This is a genomic window from Leeuwenhoekiella sp. NPDC079379, assembly GCF_044542075.1.
Taxonomy (GTDB): Bacteria; Bacteroidota; Bacteroidia; order Flavobacteriales; family Flavobacteriaceae; genus Leeuwenhoekiella.
In genome coordinates, this window is record NZ_JBITTU010000002.1 from 335,780 (window position 1) to 358,215 (window position 22,436).

At 37.2% G+C, this 22,436-nt stretch carries 10 protein-coding genes; 8 read left to right on the forward strand and 2 right to left on the reverse strand.

Annotation, left to right across the window (positions count from 1 at the left end):
• Positions 1-16: 16 nt before the first annotated feature.
• Together ACIGAM_RS04965 and ACIGAM_RS04970 are read right to left on the reverse strand one after the other, a co-directional pair.
• Positions 17-1,606: a RagB/SusD family nutrient uptake outer membrane protein gene (locus tag ACIGAM_RS04965; RefSeq protein WP_396510352.1), complete on the reverse strand. Its 1,590-nt coding sequence runs from the start codon at positions 1,604-1,606 to the stop codon at positions 17-19.
• A 17-nt stretch (positions 1,607-1,623) separates the two neighbouring features.
• Complete coding sequence (locus tag ACIGAM_RS04970) at positions 1,624-4,713, reverse strand: SusC/RagA family TonB-linked outer membrane protein (protein WP_396510353.1); 3,090 nt, start codon at positions 4,711-4,713, stop codon at positions 1,624-1,626.
• 744 nt (positions 4,714-5,457) lie between these two features.
• On the opposite strand from ACIGAM_RS04970, the gene ACIGAM_RS04975 reads away from it, so the two are divergent.
• The 8 genes from ACIGAM_RS04975 to ACIGAM_RS05010 all read left to right on the forward strand — a co-directional run bounded on the left by ACIGAM_RS04975 (position 5,458) and on the right by ACIGAM_RS05010 (position 22,429).
• A complete protein-coding gene (locus tag ACIGAM_RS04975) occupies positions 5,458-8,517 on the forward strand; it encodes a SusC/RagA family TonB-linked outer membrane protein (protein ID WP_396510354.1) in 3,060 nt (1,019 codons plus the stop codon).
• A gap of 27 nt (positions 8,518-8,544) precedes the next feature.
• The gene (locus tag ACIGAM_RS04980) at positions 8,545-10,152 is read left to right on the forward strand and encodes a RagB/SusD family nutrient uptake outer membrane protein (RefSeq protein ID WP_396510355.1); all 1,608 of its coding nucleotides are present in this window, start codon (positions 8,545-8,547) and stop codon (positions 10,150-10,152) included.
• Positions 10,153-10,294: 142 nt separating this feature from the next.
• Positions 10,295-12,652: a GH92 family glycosyl hydrolase gene (locus ACIGAM_RS04985; RefSeq protein WP_396510356.1), complete on the forward strand. Its 2,358-nt coding sequence runs from the start codon at positions 10,295-10,297 to the stop codon at positions 12,650-12,652.
• A complete protein-coding gene (locus ACIGAM_RS04990) occupies positions 12,642-14,204 on the forward strand; it encodes a glycoside hydrolase family 28 protein (RefSeq protein ID WP_396510357.1) in 1,563 nt (520 codons plus the stop codon). Before ACIGAM_RS04985 ends, ACIGAM_RS04990 begins: the two co-directional genes overlap by 11 nt.
• Positions 14,205-14,228: 24 nt before the next feature.
• Entirely contained in the window at positions 14,229-16,466 is a 2,238-nt protein-coding gene (locus ACIGAM_RS04995) for an alpha-N-acetylglucosaminidase (RefSeq protein ID WP_396510358.1), read from the forward strand.
• Complete coding sequence (locus tag ACIGAM_RS05000) at positions 16,466-17,611, forward strand: acyltransferase family protein (RefSeq protein WP_396510359.1); 1,146 nt, start codon at positions 16,466-16,468, stop codon at positions 17,609-17,611. Before ACIGAM_RS04995 ends, ACIGAM_RS05000 begins: the two co-directional genes overlap by 1 nt.
• Before the next feature lie 6 nt (positions 17,612-17,617).
• A complete protein-coding gene (locus tag ACIGAM_RS05005; RefSeq protein ID WP_396510360.1) occupies positions 17,618-20,575 on the forward strand; it encodes a glycosyl hydrolase 115 family protein in 2,958 nt (985 codons plus the stop codon).
• A gap of 3 nt (positions 20,576-20,578) precedes the next feature.
• On the forward strand, positions 20,579-22,429 hold the full coding sequence (locus ACIGAM_RS05010; RefSeq protein ID WP_396510361.1) for a metallophosphoesterase: 1,851 nt from the start codon (positions 20,579-20,581) through the stop codon (positions 22,427-22,429).
• Positions 22,430-22,436: the final 7 nt, after the last annotated feature.

Sequence of the window (22,436 nt, forward strand, 5' to 3'; positions counted from 1 at the left end):
CAATTAAAAAAAATAATTACTGATATAGAGGATTTTGAGTTACGTTAGGATTACCTAAAACTTCATTTAACGGAAGTGGTAAAACGTAATCTTTAGCTTTTAAGGTACGATCAACATTGTATTGATCAATAAAACTTTGAATATAATCTCCTAAGTAATCCTGAGCACCACCAAAGGTACTTTTACGCTTAAGTTCAGGATAGGTTTCATTTTCCATAGCAAACTCAAGAACACGCTCATCTACAATTGCATCTCTCAACGCTGCTTGTCCCAAACCTGATAACAAGGGAAGACCTGCACGCTCACGTACTAAATTTATACCATAATAAGAATCACCTGTACCGCTTTCGTTAGCTGCTTCAGAATGACCTAAAAGTACATCTGCAAATCTTAAATAAACGATATTTTTCTCATTTGCATAAGGGTTAGTTAGACCTATTTCTGTGTATTTAGCAGAGAAACCACTAGAGAAAATTAATTCGTCAGGATTATTAGGATCTGCATCTACAGGAACAAGACCACCAGTTACTCCTAGATTATACGGTGCATCTTTGCTCCATCTTACAACTGGGCGCTCACCGGCTGCATTTGAAGCAGGTCTTGTTGAAGGATATTCACTAATAAAAGTACCAGCTATACGCTTATCATTTACATCATAGCGCTCACGAAAAGCTCGTGTGCTATTAAGCCAATGCCAGCCCACACCACCTAAATCATTAGGTAAATCTCTAGGTACAAAGTGTGCATGGTAATTTTGATATTCATTAGGATTTGCACTAGCAGAAACTTGTGCTTCAAAAATACGTTCTCCGCTGTTTTCTGTTGCAACCGCAAAGTTATCTGCGAAGTCTGTAAATAGACTTATACCAGACTCATCAATAATAGTCTGAGCGGTTGTGTAAGCAGGACCCCATTTCTCGTCTTGTAGATAAGCTTTTACTAGTAGAGCCATCGCTGCCCACTTAGTCGCACGACCTGCATTACCACCAGAATAGGATTCTGGTAAAATTTCAGCAGCCATCATTAAGTCTGATTGGATTAAATCTAAAGCTAAACGCTTACCATTTTCATTAGATGGTAAATCTTTATCGTCAATAGATCTTGATGTTTTAACAGGAATATCATCAAAGTAACGTACAAGATTGTAATAGTAAAAAGCTCGTAAAAACAAAGCCTCAGCTTTTACACGATCTATTTTTGCAACATCAGCTACACCTGCTTCTTTAAGCTCGTCTGCTTTTTCAATAAGCGTGTTTGCTCTATTGATGTTTTCGTAAGAAATTCTCCAGTATCTACCTATGTAGAAATCTGCAGGATCTACATTTCCAGTTTGATAGGCTAGTGGGCCTTTTTCATAGCCTACTTGATATCCTACTAGACATTCAAATACAAATCTATTGTAGTAGTGATTTTCCCAATCTCTACCGGTACCTATACCGTCATATACAGCATTAACACCAAGTTCAAGCTGATCTGCTGTTTGAAAAAAGTTTTCCTGAGTTGTAAAATCTGGATTTTCTTCAAGGTCTGTACAGCTGACCATAGCTGTCACCACTACAAAAGCGTAGAGTAATTTTAAAGGTTTAAATTTTGAATTGTTTTTCATAGTTCAGCAATTTTAAATTAAAATTCTAAGTTAACACCCATTGTAAATGTACTTGAGCGTGGGTATGCATCGTAATCATCACCTCTGTTTAGGTTGTTTTGACCACGATTGTTTACTTCAGGATCAAATCCGCTATAATCAGTAATGGTAAGTAAGTTTTGACCACTTACATAAAAACGTAGTTTGCTAATGTTTTCATTAAAGTTAGGCAATGTGTATCCTAACGATAAGTTTTGTAAACGTATAAATGAACCATCTTCAATAAAGTAATCTGAATCTCTATAAGAGTTTGCAAAATCTCTACTAGCATCAATTACAGGGCGAGATGCGTCTGTATTTGTTGGTGTCCAGGAGTCTGTTAAGATTGTGCTCAACTGGTTTATACGTTGTACACCATCACCTAATTCTGATGCTTGTAAGTTACGTACATCAAAACCTTGAGAACCTCTAAAGAATATACCTAAATCAAAGCTCTTGTAATTTAAAGTAGAGTTAAGACCCCAGGTGAAATCTGGATTAGGATCACCTATTATAGCATAATCATCTGGTGTAATCTCACCATCTCCATTAGCGTCGCGATATCTAGGATAACCCGGCTTATCACCAGATCTGGAAGCGTTATTAGCGATTTCTTCTTCAGACTGAAAAATACCGATATAGTCATAACCTCTCCATACACCAATAGGATTTCCTGCTTCTACCCAGCTACCATCAACACCTAAGTGACCACTTGTAGTTTGAGAGAAAAATGGAGTGCTGTCACCAAGACTGGTAAGTTTATTTCTAAGGAATGATATGTTTCCTGCGATGTTCCACTTAAAATCTTCATTGTTGATAACATAACCATCTAAACCTATTTCAAAACCTTTATTTTCTAAAGAGCCTGAATTTTTTAAGATAGATTCAAAACCTAAACTACTTGGTATAGATACAAACAGTAATAAATCTTCGGTAGTGTTGCTGAAGTAATCAAGTGTTAAATTTAATTTATCATTAAAGAATGATGCATCAAGACCTATGTTTCTCATCGTTGTAGATTCCCACTTTAAATCTGGATTTCCTAATCTTCCATCTGCAAGACCAAGAGCGTTACCACCATTAAATACGTAATTAAACTCACTAAGGTTTGCAAGAGAGTTATATACAGGAATTTCTGAGTTTCCGGTAAGACCTAAACTACCTCTAAGTTTAAACTTGTTCATCACGTTAGCGATGCTAGATTCTTCGTAAAAAGATTCATTTGCAAGATTCCAACCTAATGCTACAGAAGGGAAATTAGCCCATTTATTTTCGCTTCCAAAACGAGAAGAACCGTCACGTCTAAAAGTAAAAGTAAATAAGTATTTACTATCGTAGTTATAGTTTACACGACCTAAAAGCGATTCTAATAACCACTCTCTTCTACCTGAAAATGGAGTTAAAACATCTGGACCACCTTGTAAAGTTGCCTGATCAACATTTGATGCAGTAATCCCTCGGGTAGTAGCCTGCATATACTTATTAACTTCTTTCTGATAGGTGTAACCTGCTACAGCATCAATATTATGTTTGTCACCAAATTTCTTAGTATAGGTAAAGATATTTTCATTTAAAATGTTACCTACATCACGATTTGCCAGTGTTAATTCACCAGAATTTTCTCTACCTAAACGTGAATTGCCAGAAGGATAAAACGTAGTTCGGGATACATTTAATATATCTGCTCCTAAACTCGTTTTAAACTTAAAGGAATCGCTAAGATTAAAAGTAAGACTGGTAGTTCCTAACACACGATTAGTAATGTCACGATCTGTCACAAAGTCTAATTCTTGTAAAGGGTTTATTGCAAAACGACCATCGTATGACGCTAGGGCATATGAACCATCTTCATTGCGTACCGGTACTGTAGGGTCTAAGCCTAATGCTGTAATTATAATACCACCTGGGCCACCACCATCTGTAGGCGCGTTATTTGAAATAGCACGGTTATAAGTCCAGCTAGATGAAACATCAATAAAATCATTAAGTGCTTTGTTGTCAACGTTTATACGTATACCGTAACGTTTATAATTAGTTTCTTTAATAATACCATTGTTATCGTGGTAGTTACCAGTAAGTGCAAATCTATTATTTTCACTACCTCCAGAAAATGTTAATTGGTGATTCTGAATAATACCTGTGCGCGTTACTTCATCAATCCAATTAGTTCCTTCACCAAAAGAATCTATTTGTTCCTGAGTATAAACCGGGTTACCGCCGGCACTTTGCTCTAAAATATTAATATACTGCGCGAATTGAGTACCGTTTAATACATCTATAGAGTTGCTAATTGTCTGGGTTGAAAAAGACCCGTCGTAGCTAATTTTAGTTTTACCTGCTTTACCACGTTTTGTTGTGATAAGTACTACACCATTAGATCCTCTAGAACCGTAAATAGAGGTTGCAGAGGCATCCTTCAATACTTCAATAGATTGAATATCATTAGGGTTAATAGATGCCATTACGTTTGTAGGTTGTCTATTACCACCTGCGCCATATGCACTGTTATCTGGGTAAATTGGGAATCCGTCTATTACATATAAAGGTTCACTACCACTATTAATAGAGTTAGATCCACGTATACGTACAGATACACCCCCACCTGGTGCACCAGAGCTTTGAGTTACCTGTACACCCGGAGCTCTTGCCTGTATGGCTTGATCTACAGAAGTTACCGGTAATTCTTTAAAAGCATCCCCGTCTATAGTAGATACAGAGCCGGTAAGATCACTTTTCTTTACAGTACCATATCCCACTACGATAACCTCATCTAAGTCTTCAGACTTAGAAGCTAAGGCTAAGTCTATTACGCTTCTGCTGTTTATCGAAATCGTTTGCGTAGCATAGCCCAATGTAGAAAAAGTAAGTTGAGTTGTACCGGCAGGGACAGTAACTTCATACTTTCCGTCAAAATCTGTAATAGCTCCTGCGGTTCCGGCTATTACATTAACCCCGGGCAGAGGTTCTGCATTGTTAGCATCTGTAACAGTTCCTGTAACTTTAGTCTGTGCCTGTAGAAAAGCGCCGGAAAAGAGAATTACAGCAATAAGTACAAATCGGTGATGAAAACTTGAGTAGATTTTCTTCATAAGAATTTGATTAATTGATTTAGTAAATAAATATTATGGAATAAAGGTATAAAATACTTTTAATATTTTTACAAGTATTTTAAAAATTTGCAAAGTATTTTTTAATCTATTGTATATAACTTAAAATCTAAGCTAATAAGTGTGAATATGACAATTTATAATTTTAATAGATGTATATTGTTTTAAGTAATAATAAGTATTCCATATGTATACCTCAATATTCATTATCAATCCTTTTTAAGTTTAAAACCTCTAGTTATTGAGTTATTTAAATCACTATGTTCAGCTAATTTCATTATCAAACTAATCTCATAAATTACTTTCTTAAAGTTTTGACCTCCTTTATAATGTTGAACTGCCCGTTAGTGATTATGCTTTGTTATGGGTTAGAGTTTGAGATACTAAATATTTTTATGAAATCTTTAAATGGTTGAAGATTAAAGTTATGCTTTACTAAGCACATATTAATACGCTATTAATTCTAGATGCCTTTAGGAGAGTAGTCTTAACACATAGATAATTACATCGTTTGTAAGGATAATTTGTTTAATATAAAAGTTAAAATACTAATAATCAGTAATTTATAATATTTGTATAGCTAATTTAATCAAATTTACATCGATTTCGTTTTAGGTGATTTCTCTATGTTTTTGGATAAATTATCCATTTAATGAACTGGTTGTCTCGGTAATTTCATCCTGTGATATTTTCACAAGAATTTAACTATTAACCAAACAATCAATAATGGAGAAACTTAGACTTTCATTAATAATCCTTACACTTTGCTTTGTATCCAGTTCCTGGGCACAGAAAAGTGTATCAGGTGTAGTCACAGATGCTAATAATATGCCCGTACCCGGGGTAAATATTATAGTAGAGGGAACATCAAATGGTGCAGTTACCGATTTTGATGGAAATTATTCAATTACAGTTAACGCAAACGATGTATTAGTGTTCACGTATGTAGGTTATACCACAGCAAAGCGCACGTATACAGGACAGACCACTATAAATGTTAAGCTAGAAGAGAATAGTGCAGAGCTCGATGAAGTAGTAGTGATTGGTTATGGTACTGTAAAACGTAAAGATTTAACAGGTTCTGTAGTTTCAGTAGGATCTAAAGATATTGAGCAGGCTAATAAAGTAGATGCAATTTCTGCTTTACAAGGTCAGGCGCCGGGTGTTGTTATTCAGCGTACAGATAATAAGCCTGGTGGAGGCGGTTTTAATATTCGTATACGGGGTGCAAGTACGATTAATTCAAACCAGACTGCTTCAAATGGTGGTTTTAATCCCGGGCAAAATCCTTTATTTATTGTTGATGGGATTTTCGTTGATGATATTTCTTTCTTAAATCCGGCAGATATTAGTAGAATGGACATCTTAAAAGACGCTTCTGCAACTGCAGTTTATGGATCTCGTGGTAGTAATGGTGTAGTTTTAATTGAAACTAAACGTGGTAAAACCGGTGAATTAAAAATAGACTATAGTAATTATGTGGGTTATAAGGAGGCTTATAATTTACCAGATATTTACGATGGTCCTGGCTATGTAGAATTATTGAGAGACGTTGCTTTAGGGCAGGTGTTTAATAGCACAGATGGAGATTTAAATACACGACGTGGTGATGTTAGTATAGCAGATTATCTAGATGAGCAAGAGTTGCAAAATATTGCAGATGGGGTTAGCACAGATTGGGTTGATTTACTTTTAGAAAAAGGCTTTCAAACAAATCACACCATAAGTTTGAGTGGTGGTACCGAAAAGACAACCTATTCTGCAGGTCTGGCTTACACGCTTGATAAAGGTAACTTTGCTGGTGAAGATTTTAAACGATATAATATTAGAGGAAGTTTAAACAGTGATTTAAAAGACTGGTTAAATATCAATATAAGTAACTATATAACCACAGCTACTCAAAATATAGGTACACTTGAAGCATTTAGAAGTGCATATCGTCTGAAGCCTATAGGTAGCCCATATAATGAAGATGGTAGCCTTCGGTTTACTCCTATAGATAAAGAAACTCAAATTACCAACCCATTATTTGATCTACAGAACATTACACGTGAGCAAAAGTTCTTACAGTATATAGGAGATATTGCATTAAAAGTAGAACCTCTAGAAAACTTAACAGTAACATCAAAATTTTCTCCTAATTTAAAATACCAACGTTATGGAGAATATAGAGGTTTGCTTACTAAAAGTACAAGTGGTAATCCTGCAAACAGACGAGCGGTGACTTCAAACTCAAATTATTTCTCGTATTCCTGGGATAATATATTAAACTATAGCTTAGAGACACGAGTACACGCATTAAACTTTACAGGTGTTGTTTCTCGTTTTATGGAGCGTAGAGAAAATTACGATAATGAAGTACGTAATTTTACTACAGATGCTTTTACATTCTATAATTTAGGAGCGGGTTTAAGTATTAGAAACTTAGGAAGTGGTTTTTCTAAACAAACTTTAGAATCTTATACAGGTAGAGTAAATTACACGCTTGCAGATAAGTATTTATTTACTGTGACGGGTAGATACGATGGTTCTTCAATACTTTCAGATAAAAATAAATGGGCATTTTTTCCATCAGCGGCATTTGCCTGGCAAGTTATTGATGAAGATTTCCTAGCTTATCAGGAAGTTTTATCTAACGCAAAATTACGTTTAAGTTACGGTCAGACTGGAAATAACGGTCAGGGTGGTGGCCTAGGACCTCTTGCTTCACAATCTCTATTAGGTTCTGGCGCTACTAATTTAGGAGACTCTTCAGTTTCTACAGCATTTTTAACAGGTATCGCAAATGAAAATCTAACGTGGGAACGTACCACTGAAGTAAACCTGGGAGTAGACTTCGGTTTTTTAAACAATAGAATTTCTGGCTCTGTAGATCTGTATAGAAGAAAAAACACAAATATTATATTCTTCACTCCATTACCTAATGTAACCGGTTTTGGGGGAACTTATGATAACGTAGGAGAATCTACAAATCAAGGTATCGAAGTTTCTTTAAACACTACTAATATTGATAATGGTAATTTTAGATGGACGACTAATTTCAACTTCGCTTCTAATAAAAATACCTTAGATAAATTATACGGAGATTTAGATGAAATCATTTTTAACGTTAATGGTACAAATCTTATACATAGAGTAGGAGAGCCTATAGGTGCAGTTTATGACTACGAGTATGCTGGTATCTGGCAATTAGATGAGGTTGAAGAAGCTGCAGTATTTAACCAGCGTCCCGGTCAGGTGCGTGTTACAGATGTAAATGGTGATGGTCTAATCACGCCAGGCGAAGATCGTAAAGTAATAGGGCAGGTAACTCCAAAATGGACAGGAGGTATCACCAGTACGATGAACTATCAGAATTTTGATTTTTCATTCTTGCTAAACTTTAGTCAGGGCAATACCTATAAAAGTGTTTTTCACAGTAACTACGCCTGGGGATATGATAATGAGCCTTCTCGTTTATTTAATGGATATAAAACAGATTACTGGACCCCAGAAAATCCTACAAATGATTGGTTTCAGCCGGGTAACCCTGGTCAATTTAGAGATGCTATTCTTTACATGGATGTGTCTTACGTGAAAGTAGGATTTATGACACTGGGTTATACATTGCCGTCAAACATACTGGATAAGATTAAAATTAGAAACCTACGCGTATATGCAACGGTTCAAAATCCTTTTGTATTTACAAAATATGATGGTTGGGATCCAGAAAGTGCAGGTAGAGATCAGTACGGTGCGGCTTTTATGACCCGTACATTTATGACCGGGCTTAACCTTACTTTTTAATTACGAAATAATCTAAAATATTATAAAATGAACTATATAAATTATAAACTAATTGTTGGGTTCTTAGCACTGGGAGCACTTAGCTCTAGTTGTGACAGTTATTTAGAAGAAGAGAATAATACATCTATAAGTATTGAAAACGCTAACAATGATCCGGAAACTTTTAATCAGCTAGTCGCTTCAGTTTACGAGCGCTCTCGGGAGACCAGTACCTTTTATACTTCTAATCTATATTATGCGTTAGAAGATTTAGGTACAGATATCGTTACTCGTGATGCTCCTATAACAGGAACCAGCGATCTTAATGATTATGTTAACTTCAATTCTTTAAACTATGCCATCGATGTGTATTGGGATAATCAATACCGAATTATTGCAGCGTCAAACCTGGCAATAGATAACGCAGATATTATTCAAAATGTGCCAGATGATGTTAAGACAAGAGGTATTGCAGAAGCTAAATTCTTTAGAGCATACGCCTATTTTAGATTGGTAGAAAACTACGGAGGCGTACCATTAGTGCTTAATCAAGTGAGTACTTCAAGTACTGAATATGCACGCAGTTCTGATGCAGATGTATATGCACAGATTCTTGTAGATTTGCAAGATGCTCTGGCAGGTGTGCCTGAAACGGTAAGTACTTATGGGCGTCTGACTAAAGACGCCGTTAGACATTTTACTTCTAAAGTATTACTTACTAAAGGCTATAAATCTTTTGGTTCTGATGCAGATTTTACTCAGGCTGCAGCTTTAGCAGAAACAGTAATCAGTAACCACCAGTTAGTACCTTCGTTTAGTGATTTAGTGAGCATTACAAACCAGAGAAATTCTGAAGTTGTTTTCTCTTTTTTATTCGGAAGCAATTCAGTTTCTCGCGGATGGGGTAACTCCAGACACATGCTTTATAAATTCAGATTTTTTGATTACAAAGGTTTATCTCGATCTGTTAAAGGATTAGGACCTATGCCTACACCATTTTTCTACAGTTTGTTTTCTGAAGAAGATGAGCGAGCTCAAGCTACATATGCACGCGTACTTTTCGCTACTGAAAATGAGGCACCTATCGCTATTGGTGATACCGCAATATTTTTTCCTAAAACAGTATGGACTCAGGAAGAGATTGATTCTAAAGATTATGCAGTTATCAATCCCGGAACCTATTTTAAAAATGACGGTACAACGCCGGTTCATTACCCAATGTTTAAAAAGTTTGACGATCCTAGCATACCCTTTACGCAACCAGATCAGCCTTCTCAAGGGGAGCGTGATATGGTTGTTATGCGCTCTGGTGAAGCCTATTTATTTGCTGCCGAAGCATATCTTCAATTAGGAAACGCAGGAGATGCATCTACCAGACTCAATACTTTACGCTCTAGAGCAGGTATTACAACACCTCTTGTTGCTTCAGATGTTACAGTAGATCTTATACTTGACGAGCGTGCTCGTGAATTAGTAGGTGAGGTAAATCGCTGGATGGATCTTAAACGTACCGGCAAACTTATTGAACGCGTACTTGCAAATAATCCGCACGCTGCTTTAAATAAAGCACTTCAGGAAAAGCATTTGTTAAGACCTATCCCACAATCAGAAATAGATAATACAGGTGGTTTAATTACTCAAAATCCAGGATACTAATCATAAAATTAATTTGCCAAAAATTGTGTGTATCTAAATAGATTGCAGGCAAGCAATTGCCTGCTTCTATTTTTATAACCAATCTTAAATAGTTCGTTTTTAAGCTATATTGCTATAAAATGACGTTTCAGCCCTAATCAATATGAGCGTGAAAAAACTCAAACTTCACCAGGCATTACTTCTCGTATTAGTAACGCTATTACTGGCTTGCAAAGCAGAAGAACCCAAAGTCACAACTTCAGAAGAACTCGTGGATAAGGTATACCCACAATTAGATACCGAAAATTCGCGATGGTTTTTCTTTTCTTCAGCTAGCAGACCTTTTGGTATGGTAAATCTTAGTCCAGATACCCAAACTAATGGAGCGTGGGGGAGTGGTTACCGTTACAAAACAGATACTATAAAAAGTTTTAGTCACATACATGCGTGGCAAATGGCAGGTCTTTCGGTAATGCCTATAAGTTTAGATTCAATATCTAAAAAAACAATTTTTACAGATTTTTATTCAAAATTTGATCACGATAAAGAAGCCATTCATCCCGGTTACCACAAGCTAGAGTTGGATCGTTACAAAATTAATGTTCAGCTAACTAGTACGAAGCGGGTAGGTTTTCATAACTATACGTTTACAAAAAATAAAGAGCGTGCGATCCTATTCAATCTAAATACTTTATTAGGACCTTGCGAAAATAGATCTGGTGTACTTACACTAGATACTAATCAAGAACTTTCTGGGAGTTTTATAATGACCCCTACTACACGCAGACCAAAACCACTTACAACTTATTTTAAAATAAAATTAAATACCCCGGTTACTTCTCTAATTAAAGATGAAGAAACAGGAAATTTCCTTGTGAAATTAGAGCATGCTTCAGATGAAGTTTTAATGAAGGTAGGGATCTCCTATACCTCTTTGGCAAATGCCGAAAACAATATACAGCAAGAATTGCCACACTGGGATTTTGATCAGGTGGTTTCAGAATCAAGAACAGAGTGGAATGCAATGCTGGGAAGAATAGAAATTGAAGGAGGAAGCGAAAAACAACAGAAACGTTTTTATACAGATTTATGGCACGCACTTCAGGGAAGACGTACTATAAGCGATTTTAACGGAAACTATCCAGATAATACAGGAACAGAGTTTAGAATAGGACAGTTGCCCCTTGATGATGCAGGAAAACCCTTGTTTAATCATTACAATTCAGATTCCTTTTGGGGTGCGCAATGGACGATAAATACACTTTGGGGACTTGTTTACCCAGAGATAATGTATGAGTTTACTTCTTCATTATTACAATATTATAAAGATGGCGGCTATGTTCCACGGGGACCTTCTGGAGGAAATTACACCTATGTTATGACCGGGGCATCGTCAACTCCTTTTATTGTAAGTGCGATTCAAAAAGGTATCATCACAGACAATTTAGATAGTATTTATAAAGCACTTAAGAAAAATCATATGCCCGGCGGTACGATGAGCAAAGCTGGTTATGAGCATTATACTAATAAAGGTGGTGGTCTAGAATATTATTTAAAAAATGGTTTTGTGCCGTATCCACTACCATTACCCGAAGGTGAGTATGGCATACACAAAGACGGTTCTAGTCAGACTTTAGAGTACGCATATCAGGATTTTACATTAGCACAACTTGCCAAAAAGATAAATAAGCAAGATGAATACGATTATTTTATAGGTAGATCAAAAAATTATAAAAACGTTTTTGATACAAAAACCGGCTGGATGACTGCACGAAATATAGACGGAAGTTTTAATAAAGATTTTGATCCGTATCAATATGAGAATGGTTTTGTTGAGGCCAATGCTGCACAGGCAACCTGGTTCGTACCCCACGATTTACCAGAATTAGCTCAGCTTATTGGGGGTGATAAATTAGCTATTGCAAAACTCGAATCCCAATTTGAACAAGCCGAAAAAATGGGCTTTACCTCAGGAACTTCTCACGATGCAGAGCTGCATCCCGAATACAGTAGAATTCCTATAAATTATGGCAATCAACCATCTATACAAACCGCATTTGTATTTAATAAGTTGGGTGCTCCACAACTCTCTCAGTATTGGTCGCGTAAAGTGGTAGATAACGTTTTTTCAGATTTATCGCCAAGTAGGGGATATAATGGGGACGAAGATCAAGGGCTTATGGGGAGTCTTGCAGTATTGATGAAAACGGGATTGTTTCAAATGAATGGCGGTACCGAGGCTGATCCTGAATATCAATTAGGAAGCCCACTTTTTAATAAAATCACTATACATTTCAATCCCGATTACTATAGTGGGAAAACGTTTATTATAGACGCTCAGAATAATTCAGAGACCAATGTTTTTATAAACAAAGCAGATTTTAATGATAAACCGCTGCAAGATTTAAGTTTAAAACACAGTGATATCACCGCTGGTGGTGTATTGAAGTTACAAATGACGAGCGAAGCACACAAACCGCTAGAAACCTTATCAGTAAAAGCAAAAAGTGATGAAAATTAAAAACAAACTTGTAGGTGTATTACTAATTTTTCAGGCAATTGTTTTTGCTCAGGATTCAACTACACGGGAGTTTTCTATTTTAGATTTTGGCGCCGTTGCAGATGGTAAAACCCTCAATACAGCCGCCATTCAGGCAGCGATTGATAAGGCTTTTGAACAAAAAGGAGGCACGGTTGTTTTTCCTAAAGGAATGTTCTTAACTGGGAGTCTGGTGCTTAGAACTAATGTGCATATAGAGATTGAAGAAGGTGGGGTTTTATTAGGAAGTACATCACCACAGGATTATAAAAAACTTGATATGCCGGGGAGACCGGTATCTCCTAAAAAGGATGATAACTCACAACTGGCTTTACTCTTAGCGCATAAAGCGAAAAATATAAAAATAACTGGTAAAGGTAAAGTTGATGGTCAGGGATTAAAACTAGCACTAGCGATAGATAGTTTACACCACGCAGGAATTGATATTGATACGCAATACAATTACAGACGCAATCGTCCTAACGAAACCAAACGTCCCAAATTAATTCGGTTTTCACAATGTGAAGAGGTAAGCATTACCGATTTGTCTCTGGGTGCAGCAGCATGCTGGGGACTTTCGTTTGAGTTAACCGAAAATTTGATACTAGACAATCTTAAAATTGTAAATAGGGCCTATTGGAATAATGACGGGATTGATATCACAGATTGCAAAAATGTGAGCATTACCAATTGTGATTTAAATACAGCCGATGACGGGATCTGTCTAAAATCATATTACCCTAATTATGCAAATGATGGAATTTTAATTAAAAACTGTACCATACGATCGAGCGCCAGTGCTATAAAATTTGGTTCTGCTTCTTATGGAGGTTTTAAAAATGTAACCATAGACAGCATACAGGTCTATGACACGTTCCGCTCTGCCATTGCTTTAGAATCTGTAGATGGTGCAATGATTGAAAATATCCAGATATCTAATATTACGGCAAAGAACACAGGCAATGCGCTGTTTATACGATTAGGAAATCGTTCTGGTGAGCAACCGGGTTCGGTTAAGAATGTGAGTATAAAAAATATGCTTGTTGAGGTTCCTTTTGGCAGACCCGATATAGATTATGATTTACGTGGACCCGAAGTTGATTTTTTTCACAATCCTTTTCCTGCGTCTATTGTAGGTCTTGAAGATGCTGTAATTGAAAACGTAAAGCTTGAGAATATCACCGTTCTCTATCCCGGTAATGCAACAAAAGGAATGGGGTATATTCCGTTGAGTAGGCTTGAGGCAGTTCCCGAAGAACGCGCAGGTTATCCTGAGTTTTCGATGTTTGGCGAATTGCCTGCCTGGGGGTTGTATGTGCGTCACGCAAAAAATCTGAAACTTAAGAATATCAATTTCGCGTTAGCTAAAACAGATTTTAGACCGGCTTTTGTTTTTGATGATGTAAGTCAATTACAATTAGAAAGTATAAAGTTACCATATAACCTCACACAACAAATTGCATTAAAAAATGTAAATCTTAAGCCGGAAGTAACCGATAGTATTAAAAAACATTTTCTTGTTATAGAACAGTAATACCGCAACCTAAAAATTGAACATATGCGACTTCTTAATACATATGCCGGTTATCTTGTATTCTTGCTTATATGCAGTTGTACTTCTCAGCAAACTAAAGAGCACACAGAATCTGTAGATACTCCGGAATATGCGTTATTAAAACGCACCTTACCCAACCACGCAGATCAATTTATAATAGAATTAGACACTACTGTTCAAGAAGATTGGTTTGAGATTGACTCGCGTAATGATAAAATACGTTTACGCGGAAACAACGGTGTTTCGGTAGCTTCGGCATTATATTATTACATAAAAAATATAGTTCACGGGCAAATCACCTGGAATGGAACCAATCTTAATTTTCCTGAAACACTTCCGCTGCTAAGCGAAAAAATAATCAAAAAAACACCTTACGAATACCGGTATTATTTAAACTACTGCACCTTTAATTATACGATGAGTTGGTGGGATTGGAAACGCTGGGAAAAAGAGTTAGACTGGATGGCGTTACACGGTATAAATATGCCGCTTGCCATTACCGGTGAAGAGTTTATCTGGGATAACGTATATAAATCCTATGGTTTTACAGAAGAAGATCTGAGTGGCTTTTTTAGTGGTCCGTCGTATTTCTCTTGGTTCTGGATGGGAAATTTGGACGGCTGGGGTGGTCCATTACCACAAAGCTGGAAAGAGAGCCACCGCGATCTTCAAATTAAGATTCTTAATCGGGCACGCGAATTGGGGATGACTCCGGTTTTACCGGCATTTACAGGGCACGTTCCGGCATCGTTTAAACGTATTTTTCCTGATGCAAAACTGAAACAAACCAATTGGGGTAATGATTTTGAGGACACCTATATTCTCGATTGCGACGATCCGCTTTTTGCTGAAATCGGTAAACGCTTTCTGGAAGAACAAACCAAAATTTACGGTACAGACCATCTGTATTCTGCAGATACCTTTAATGAAAATACACCACCTTCTAACGATCCTGAGTATTTATCAAACTTGAGTAAACAAGTGTATGAGGGGATGCGTTCTGCAGATGAAGAAGCGGTGTGGGTGATGCAGGGCTGGTTGTTTTACAGTCATCGTGATTTTTGGAAAGCTCCACAAATAAAAGGGTTGCTAGATGCGGTACCCGATGATAACATGATTATTCTCGATTTGGCTACGGAAATTGAACCGGTGTGGAAACGTACCGAAGCATTTTATGGTAAAAAATGGATTTGGAATATGTTGCATAATTTTGGTGGAAACATTAGCCTGTTTGGGCGTATTGAAACAGTGGCAACACAACCTGCGGCAGCTTTAAAAGACAGCACTTCAGGTAAATTGAAAGGCATTGGCCTTACGATGGAAGCCATAGAGCAGAATCCTGTATTGTATGAATTGATGACCGATAATACCTGGAATACCGAGCCCATTGAACTTAATAACTGGCTAAAAAGTTACAATCTTAACCGCTATGGGGCTGTAAATTTTAAATTGCTTGAGGCCTGGGATATTTTGGTGCAAACGGTTTATAATGGACAAACCATACGCGATGGCGCCGAATCGATTATTGTAGCGCGCCCCACTTTTGAAGGCTATCGCAGATGGGCACGCACAAAGCTCAATTATCCCGCAGAAGATTTACTACCTGCCTGGGATTTATTTGTTGAGGTTTCTTCAGAGTTTGAATATTCTGACGGTTTTAAATATGATGTAGTTGATGTGACGCGGCAGGTACTGGCAAATTATGCGTTGCCGTTGCAGCAGCAAATTTCATACGCCTATAAAAATGGAAATCAGGAAGCTTTTAAAATGTATTCCGCAGAATTTATAGAGCTTATAGAAGATTTAGACCGTCTATTAGCTACGCGAAAAGATTTTTTATTAGGCCCATGGATTGCAGATGCGAGAAGTTGGGGAACTACACCAGATGAAAAAGCGCTTTATGAGCAAAATGCACGCGATTTAATTACACTTTGGGGAGGAGCAGATAACAGACTTCACGAATACAGTAATCGACAGTGGAGTGGCTTAATGACCGATTTTTATAAACCCCGCTGGGAACAATTTTTCACCGAAGTGCAAAACAACTGGAGCGATTTTGATCAAAACCAGTTTGATGAAGCCATTAAAACCTGGGAATGGAATTGGGTAACAACCGAAAAGTCTTTTCCTGTTGAGGCAAGCGGAAATGCAATAGAAGTTGCAAAAGAATTGCACGATAAATACCGCAGTAAAATAGAGCCGCTAATCGCAAAGATGCAACCTATAATTTACGATTATTGATGGCTATAGCATCTGCACTTAAACAATCAAAACGTTTTTTATCTCTTGATGTATTTAGGGGATTAACCATCTGTTTAATGATTGTAGTAAACACTCCGGGATCTGGCGCAAAATTTTATACTGCATTTACCCACGCATCCTGGTTCGGGTTTACCTTAGCAGATTTGGTTTTTCCGTCGTTTCTGTTTGCTATGGGTAATGCAATGAGTTTCTCGATGCCCAGATTTAAAAATGGCACTTCTGTAGCTTTCTGGAAAAAAATAATTAAGCGCTCCCTTATTATTTTTTTTATAGGATATCTAATGTACTGGTTTCCATTTTTTGAGTACGGTACAGATGGCGATTTACAACTAAAACCCATCTCAGAAACCCGAATTATGGGGGTGTTGCAGCGCATTGCGTTATGCTACTTTTTTACTGCTATTCTGGTTCACTATTTTAAAACAAAATTGATTTTTATAATCTCTGGTGGAATACTAATGGTGTACTGGGCATTGCTTTATTTGTTGGGAACTAACGGACACGAATTAGAGATGGCAACAAATGGAATTACCTGGCTTGATCAGATCATTTTTGGCGAAAGCCATATGTATAAAAAAGACCGTATTTCATTTGACCCTGAAGGGCTTTTAAGTACGCTGCCGTCCATTGTAAATGTAGTAGGCGGTTACTTTGCGGGTGCATTTATAATTAAATCTGGTAAAAGTTATAAAACCATTGCACAACTTTTAATCGCCGGTGTTGTGCTTTATGCATTGGCATTGATTTGGGAGGTGAGTTTTCCGCTAAGTAAAAAATTATGGACCAGCTCTTTTGTACTTTATACGGTGGGAATAGACCTATGCATCATTGCGTTATTAATCTTCAGTATTGAATTAAAACAACTCAAAACCGGAACCTATTTCTTTACAGTTTTTGGGAAGAATCCGTTGTTTATTTATCTGTTTTCAGAGTTGTTTTTTATCGTTTTATTATTAATAAAAACCCCTTCGGGATTGTCGGTTTTTGACTGGGTAAGTCAGGAATTTTTTCAAAAATTAGCTTCGGGTAGTTTTGGAGCACTACTTACCGCATTTGTATTTATGCTGCTATGCTGGTTTTTAGGATATATCTTAGATAAGAAATCAATCTACATTAAAATTTAAGTGTTTATGAAGAGTTCACCTCAAATCTATTTGTTTTTTGCAATTATCCTTACTTTAGGCGGAATTACAAATAGCACTGCGCAGACTTCGTTTAAGTTGGTAGATTCTAAAGAAAGAACCAGTTTACGCATTGATAAGAAAGAACCAAAAGTGGTTCATATTGCGGCTGAAATGCTCAACAATGACGTGTTTAAAATCACCGGAAAGCAATTAGGAACAACAACAAATAACACATCAACAGCCATACTGGCAGGAACTTTAGGTACGAGTTCTTTTATAAATGATCTGGTAGCTGCAAAAAAAATCGATACTACACAGCTGAGTGGTAAATGGGAAACTTATTCAATTCAATTAATAGAAAATCCTACTAAAGATATTAGTCAGGCTTTAGTAATTGTAGGATCAGATCGTCGTGCCACAGCGTACGGGTTATTAGAACTCTCAAGACGTATAGGGGTTTCTCCGTGGGAATGGTGGGCAGATGTTACTCCCGATAAAAATGCACAACTAAGCTTAACTATCACGCCTCAAGTATATGGTGAACCTTCGGTAAAATATAGAGGGATATTTTTAAATGATGAAGATTGGGGTTTGCAGCGCTGGGCCGCTTTAAATTTTGAGCCAAAAACGGGTGATATTGGTCCTAAAACCTATGCTAAAGTTTTTGAATTATTATTGCGTTTACGGGCAAATACCATTTGGCCCGCTATGCATACCTGTACCAAGGCTTTTTACCATTATCCCGAAAATAAAATAGTCGCAGATGATTATGCGATAGTCGTTGGCAGTTCGCACGCAGAACCCATGTTATGCAATATAAATGCTGAATGGGATCACGATAAGATGGGTGATTACCGCTATGATACCAATGCAGGAGAAATCAAAAAATTGTTTAAAAAACGAGCCAGAGAAACTGCAGATTACGAAGGTATTTATACTTTAGGAATGCGTGGAGAGCACGATTCGCCAATGATTGTGGGAGATGATGACACGCCTTCTCAGGTAAAGTTATTAGAGCAGGTAATTACCGATCAACGGGAAATTTTAAAAGAAACGAAGCAGGATTTAGCTCAAGTTCCGCAGGCATTTGTGCCTTATAAAGAGGTGTTGCATTACTATCAAAACGGTTTAAAATTGCCCGAGGATGTAACGCTGGTCTGGACCGATGACAACTATGGGTACTTACGCCAATTGAGCAATCCGGAAGAACAAAAACGCAGCGGTGGGGCGGGTATTTATTATCACACTTCATACTGGGGAAGACCGCACGATTACCTGTGGTTAAACTCGACGCATCCGGTTTTAATGTGGGAAGAACTTTCAAAAGCTTATAGCTTCAAGGCAGAAGATATCTGGATTTTAAACGCCGGAGATATCAAACCCCACGAATACAATACTGAGTTGTTTATGGATATGGCCTGGGATATGTCAAAATTTGAAACAAGCGAGGCGGTTGCAAAGCATCAATTCGATTGGGCAGCACGTGAATTTGGTACAGCAAATGCTACCCAAATAGATGCTGTTTTAGACACTTATTACCAGTTGGCTTTACAACGCAGACCCGAATTTATGGCGTGGAGTGCCGTAGAACCGGTAATAAAAAGTGGTGAGACGCAGTTAACACAAATACATTATGGGGATGAAGTAAGTAAACGTATTGATGCCTATCAAACTTTAATGGATAAGGTGGAAGCATTAAAACCCACTATTTCAGCAAATCGAAAAGATGCGTTTTTTGAATTGGTTTACTATCCGGTAATGGGAGCGGCACAGCTTAATCAGATGTGGTTATATGCGTATAAAAATAAACACGTGGCGTCTCAGGGCCGAGCCAGTGCAGCGGTATATGCACAAAAATCTGGTGAATCTTATGATGCAATAGAGCGACTTACCCGTTATTTTAATGACACGATACAAGACGGCAAATGGCAGCATATTATGAATAAAGCACCGCGTAATTTACCCGTATTTTCAAAACCTGTAGTATCGTTTGTAAACTCTCAAGAACCTGGTGTAGGTCTCGCTTTAGAAGGCTATGAAATGGAATATAACAAGGAAACGACCAATTCATTTGCAGATGTTTTACCGGTTTTTAATGCTTATACAAAAAACAGATATTATATAGATGTATTTTTAAAAGGAAGCGAACCGCAAACCTGGTCTGCGACACCTGCAGAATCGTGGATAGAACTCTCTACAACTTCGGGCAAACTCTCTTCAGAAAATCCGGAAGAGCGTGTTTGGGTTACCATAAATTGGAGTCAGGTTCCGAAGGGAACCAATAAAAAAGAAGCACCGTTAGGCCACGATCATCAATTGATACCGCCCAGTTATAAAGTGAATTCTAAGATAGATTTTACAACCGGAACTTCAGAAACAACAGTTGGGGTTTCGGTGTTCAATCCGCAGTTTGAAGTGTTGAAAGATTTTAACGGTTTTGTTGAGGATAAAGGTTTTGTGGTGATTAATGCTGAAAATCCTTCCGCAGTACAAAAAGGAAAAGAAGCATCTTGGAAAATCATAAACCGACTCGGTTACAGCAATAGCGTAATGCGGGCAGAACCACTTACCGCAGCCTCAGAAACTATACTAGAAGCACTACTGAAAAATGCTCCTGTGCTGGAATATGATTTTTATACGTTTAATTTTGGAACCGTTGACGTTAAGGTAAGCGCATTACCTACACACGCTGTTTATCCCGGAAAAGGGGTGCGTTGCGCAGTATCGATTGATGGTGCAACACCACAAATAATAGACTTTCAGACTGAAGGCCGCAGCGAGTCCTGGAAAGAAAACGTCTTCAAAAACCGAAGCGTACAAAGCGTCTCTCAAATTGTAAATAAACCGGGTAAACATTCGCTAAAGGTTTATATGGTAGATCCCGGTGTAATGCTTGATCAAATTGTGATAGATTTGGGTGGACTAAAGGATGCCTATGCATTTCCCGAAGAGACTAAAAACTAATTTATGAGTATTAATAAGCATGTAAAACATTTAGGATTACTGCTTGGCATTCTTATTTTTTGTGCCTGTAAACCCTTACAAAATACCCCAAAACCCGTTCAGGTCGCATTCTTATCTGACGTACATCTCACTGATATTTATGGTGAATTTTCAGATTCGGACTATAAGGGAGTTTTAAATCCTAAAACAGGCAAGAACACAATTTTAAGAACGATGCAGGCGCAGTTGCATTCTACGCGCTTATTTAATGAGAATTACTTCGCATTTCTTGCTGCATTAGATGATGTGGTTGCCCGAGGAATAAAATATGTGGTGTTTCCGGGAGATTTTAGTGATGACGGGCAACAGTTTAACTTACGCGGCTTACGGAAAATTTTAGAGGAGTATACAGCTAAATACGGCATTCATTTTATGCTCACCACCGGAAATCACGATCCTGTAAAACCCTTTATAACAGATGCGGGTAAGGCAGATTTTATGGGAGCAGAAGGGAAGCAGCAGCCTATTTATAGTAAAGAAGGTTTGTTTAAAAATAAGACTGGTGAGGATTTACCGGTTATCATCACACAAGACATTGCGCAATTAGGTTATGAAGGTATTCTTGGTGAATTAAAAGATTTTGGTTTTTACCCAAAGCCTCAGGATACCTATTGGGAAACTCCATTTACAAACTATAATTATAAAAACTACACCTATCAAAAAGCTTCAAATGCTGAAGGGATTGCAGCACGTAATTATACCTTACCCAACACAGATTTAGAAGTACCCGATTTGAGTTATTTGGTCGAAAAAGGAGATAATATTTGGTTTCTGGCCATAGATGCTAATGTATATATCCCTAAATCTAAAGTAGAAAAAGAAGATGGAGAATCTGTAGAATTTGAAGGAGCAGGAACAGGTTATAAAAATGTGTTAACGCATAAAAAACACCTTTTATCCTGGATAGCTTCGGTTACAAAACGTGCCAAAGAATTAAATAAACAATTAATCGTTTTTAGTCATTTTCCCGGTGTAGAATTTAACGATGATTCTTCAGATTTGATGGGTCAACTTTTTGGTGAAAACAAAATGCAATTGTATCGGGTTCCTACAGAAGAAGTTTCAAAGGCTTTAGCAAAAGCAGGAGTACAGCTTCATTTTGCAGGTCATATGCATATTAACGATACAGGAAGATATGATTTAGATGCATCCAGAACTTTATTTAATATTCAGGTTCCGTCGCTGGCAGCGTATATTCCGGGCTATAAAATTGCGACAATTAAAGGGGATTCTAACATCGAAATAGAAACCATAACGCTAGATGAGGTTCCTGATTTTGACGATCTGTTTCCGCTTTATGCGCTAGAAAAAAAATATTTAGAAACTAAGGCAGAAACAGCTGCCTGGAATGCCGAAATTCTTAATGCAAAAACTTACAAAGAATTTGTTTTAAAGCATCTGGAAGAGTTGGTACGCTTGCGTTTTTTAGAACAAGATTGGTCGGCAGAATTAAAGGATTTACTGGTTAATAAATCGGGTTTAGAATTGCTAAAAATGACTTTTAAAACGCAAGAGGAATATGAAGTTTACAAAGCTGAAAACACTATTAAAATCTCAGAAAAAAAATTGGCACGCTGGACCGGTTATGATATGATTCAGGATTTTTATAAATTAAAAAATGCCGATAAACTCGCACTTTCTGATATTGGTAAATCCCGTTTTAATGAATACCTTATGGTTTGTGAGCACTTGCAAAAGACAGACAATACCCAACTTCAACTCTGGGGAGCAATATTTAGTAAAATTAGCACCGGTTTACCGGCTACCCATTTTGTAATAGATTTAAATTCAAACACCATAAAAGATCTCAATTGAGCCTTTT

Coding starts and splice junctions, on each gene's coding strand:
- ACIGAM_RS04970 (WP_396510353.1), bottom strand. CDS start 4,713: ATGAAGAAAATCTACTCAAGTTTTCATCACCGATTTGTACTTATTGCT.
- ACIGAM_RS04985 (WP_396510356.1), top strand. CDS start 10,295: ATGAGCGTGAAAAAACTCAAACTTCACCAGGCATTACTTCTCGTATTA.
- ACIGAM_RS04980 (WP_396510355.1), top strand. CDS start 8,545: ATGAACTATATAAATTATAAACTAATTGTTGGGTTCTTAGCACTGGGA.
- ACIGAM_RS04995 (WP_396510358.1), top strand. CDS start 14,229: ATGCGACTTCTTAATACATATGCCGGTTATCTTGTATTCTTGCTTATA.
- ACIGAM_RS04965 (WP_396510352.1), bottom strand. CDS start 1,606: ATGAAAAACAATTCAAAATTTAAACCTTTAAAATTACTCTACGCTTTT.
- ACIGAM_RS05010 (WP_396510361.1), top strand. CDS start 20,579: ATGAGTATTAATAAGCATGTAAAACATTTAGGATTACTGCTTGGCATT.
- ACIGAM_RS05000 (WP_396510359.1), top strand. CDS start 16,466: ATGGCTATAGCATCTGCACTTAAACAATCAAAACGTTTTTTATCTCTT.
- ACIGAM_RS04990 (WP_396510357.1), top strand. CDS start 12,642: ATGAAAATTAAAAACAAACTTGTAGGTGTATTACTAATTTTTCAGGCA.
- ACIGAM_RS04975 (WP_396510354.1), top strand. CDS start 5,458: ATGGAGAAACTTAGACTTTCATTAATAATCCTTACACTTTGCTTTGTA.
- ACIGAM_RS05005 (WP_396510360.1), top strand. CDS start 17,618: ATGAAGAGTTCACCTCAAATCTATTTGTTTTTTGCAATTATCCTTACT.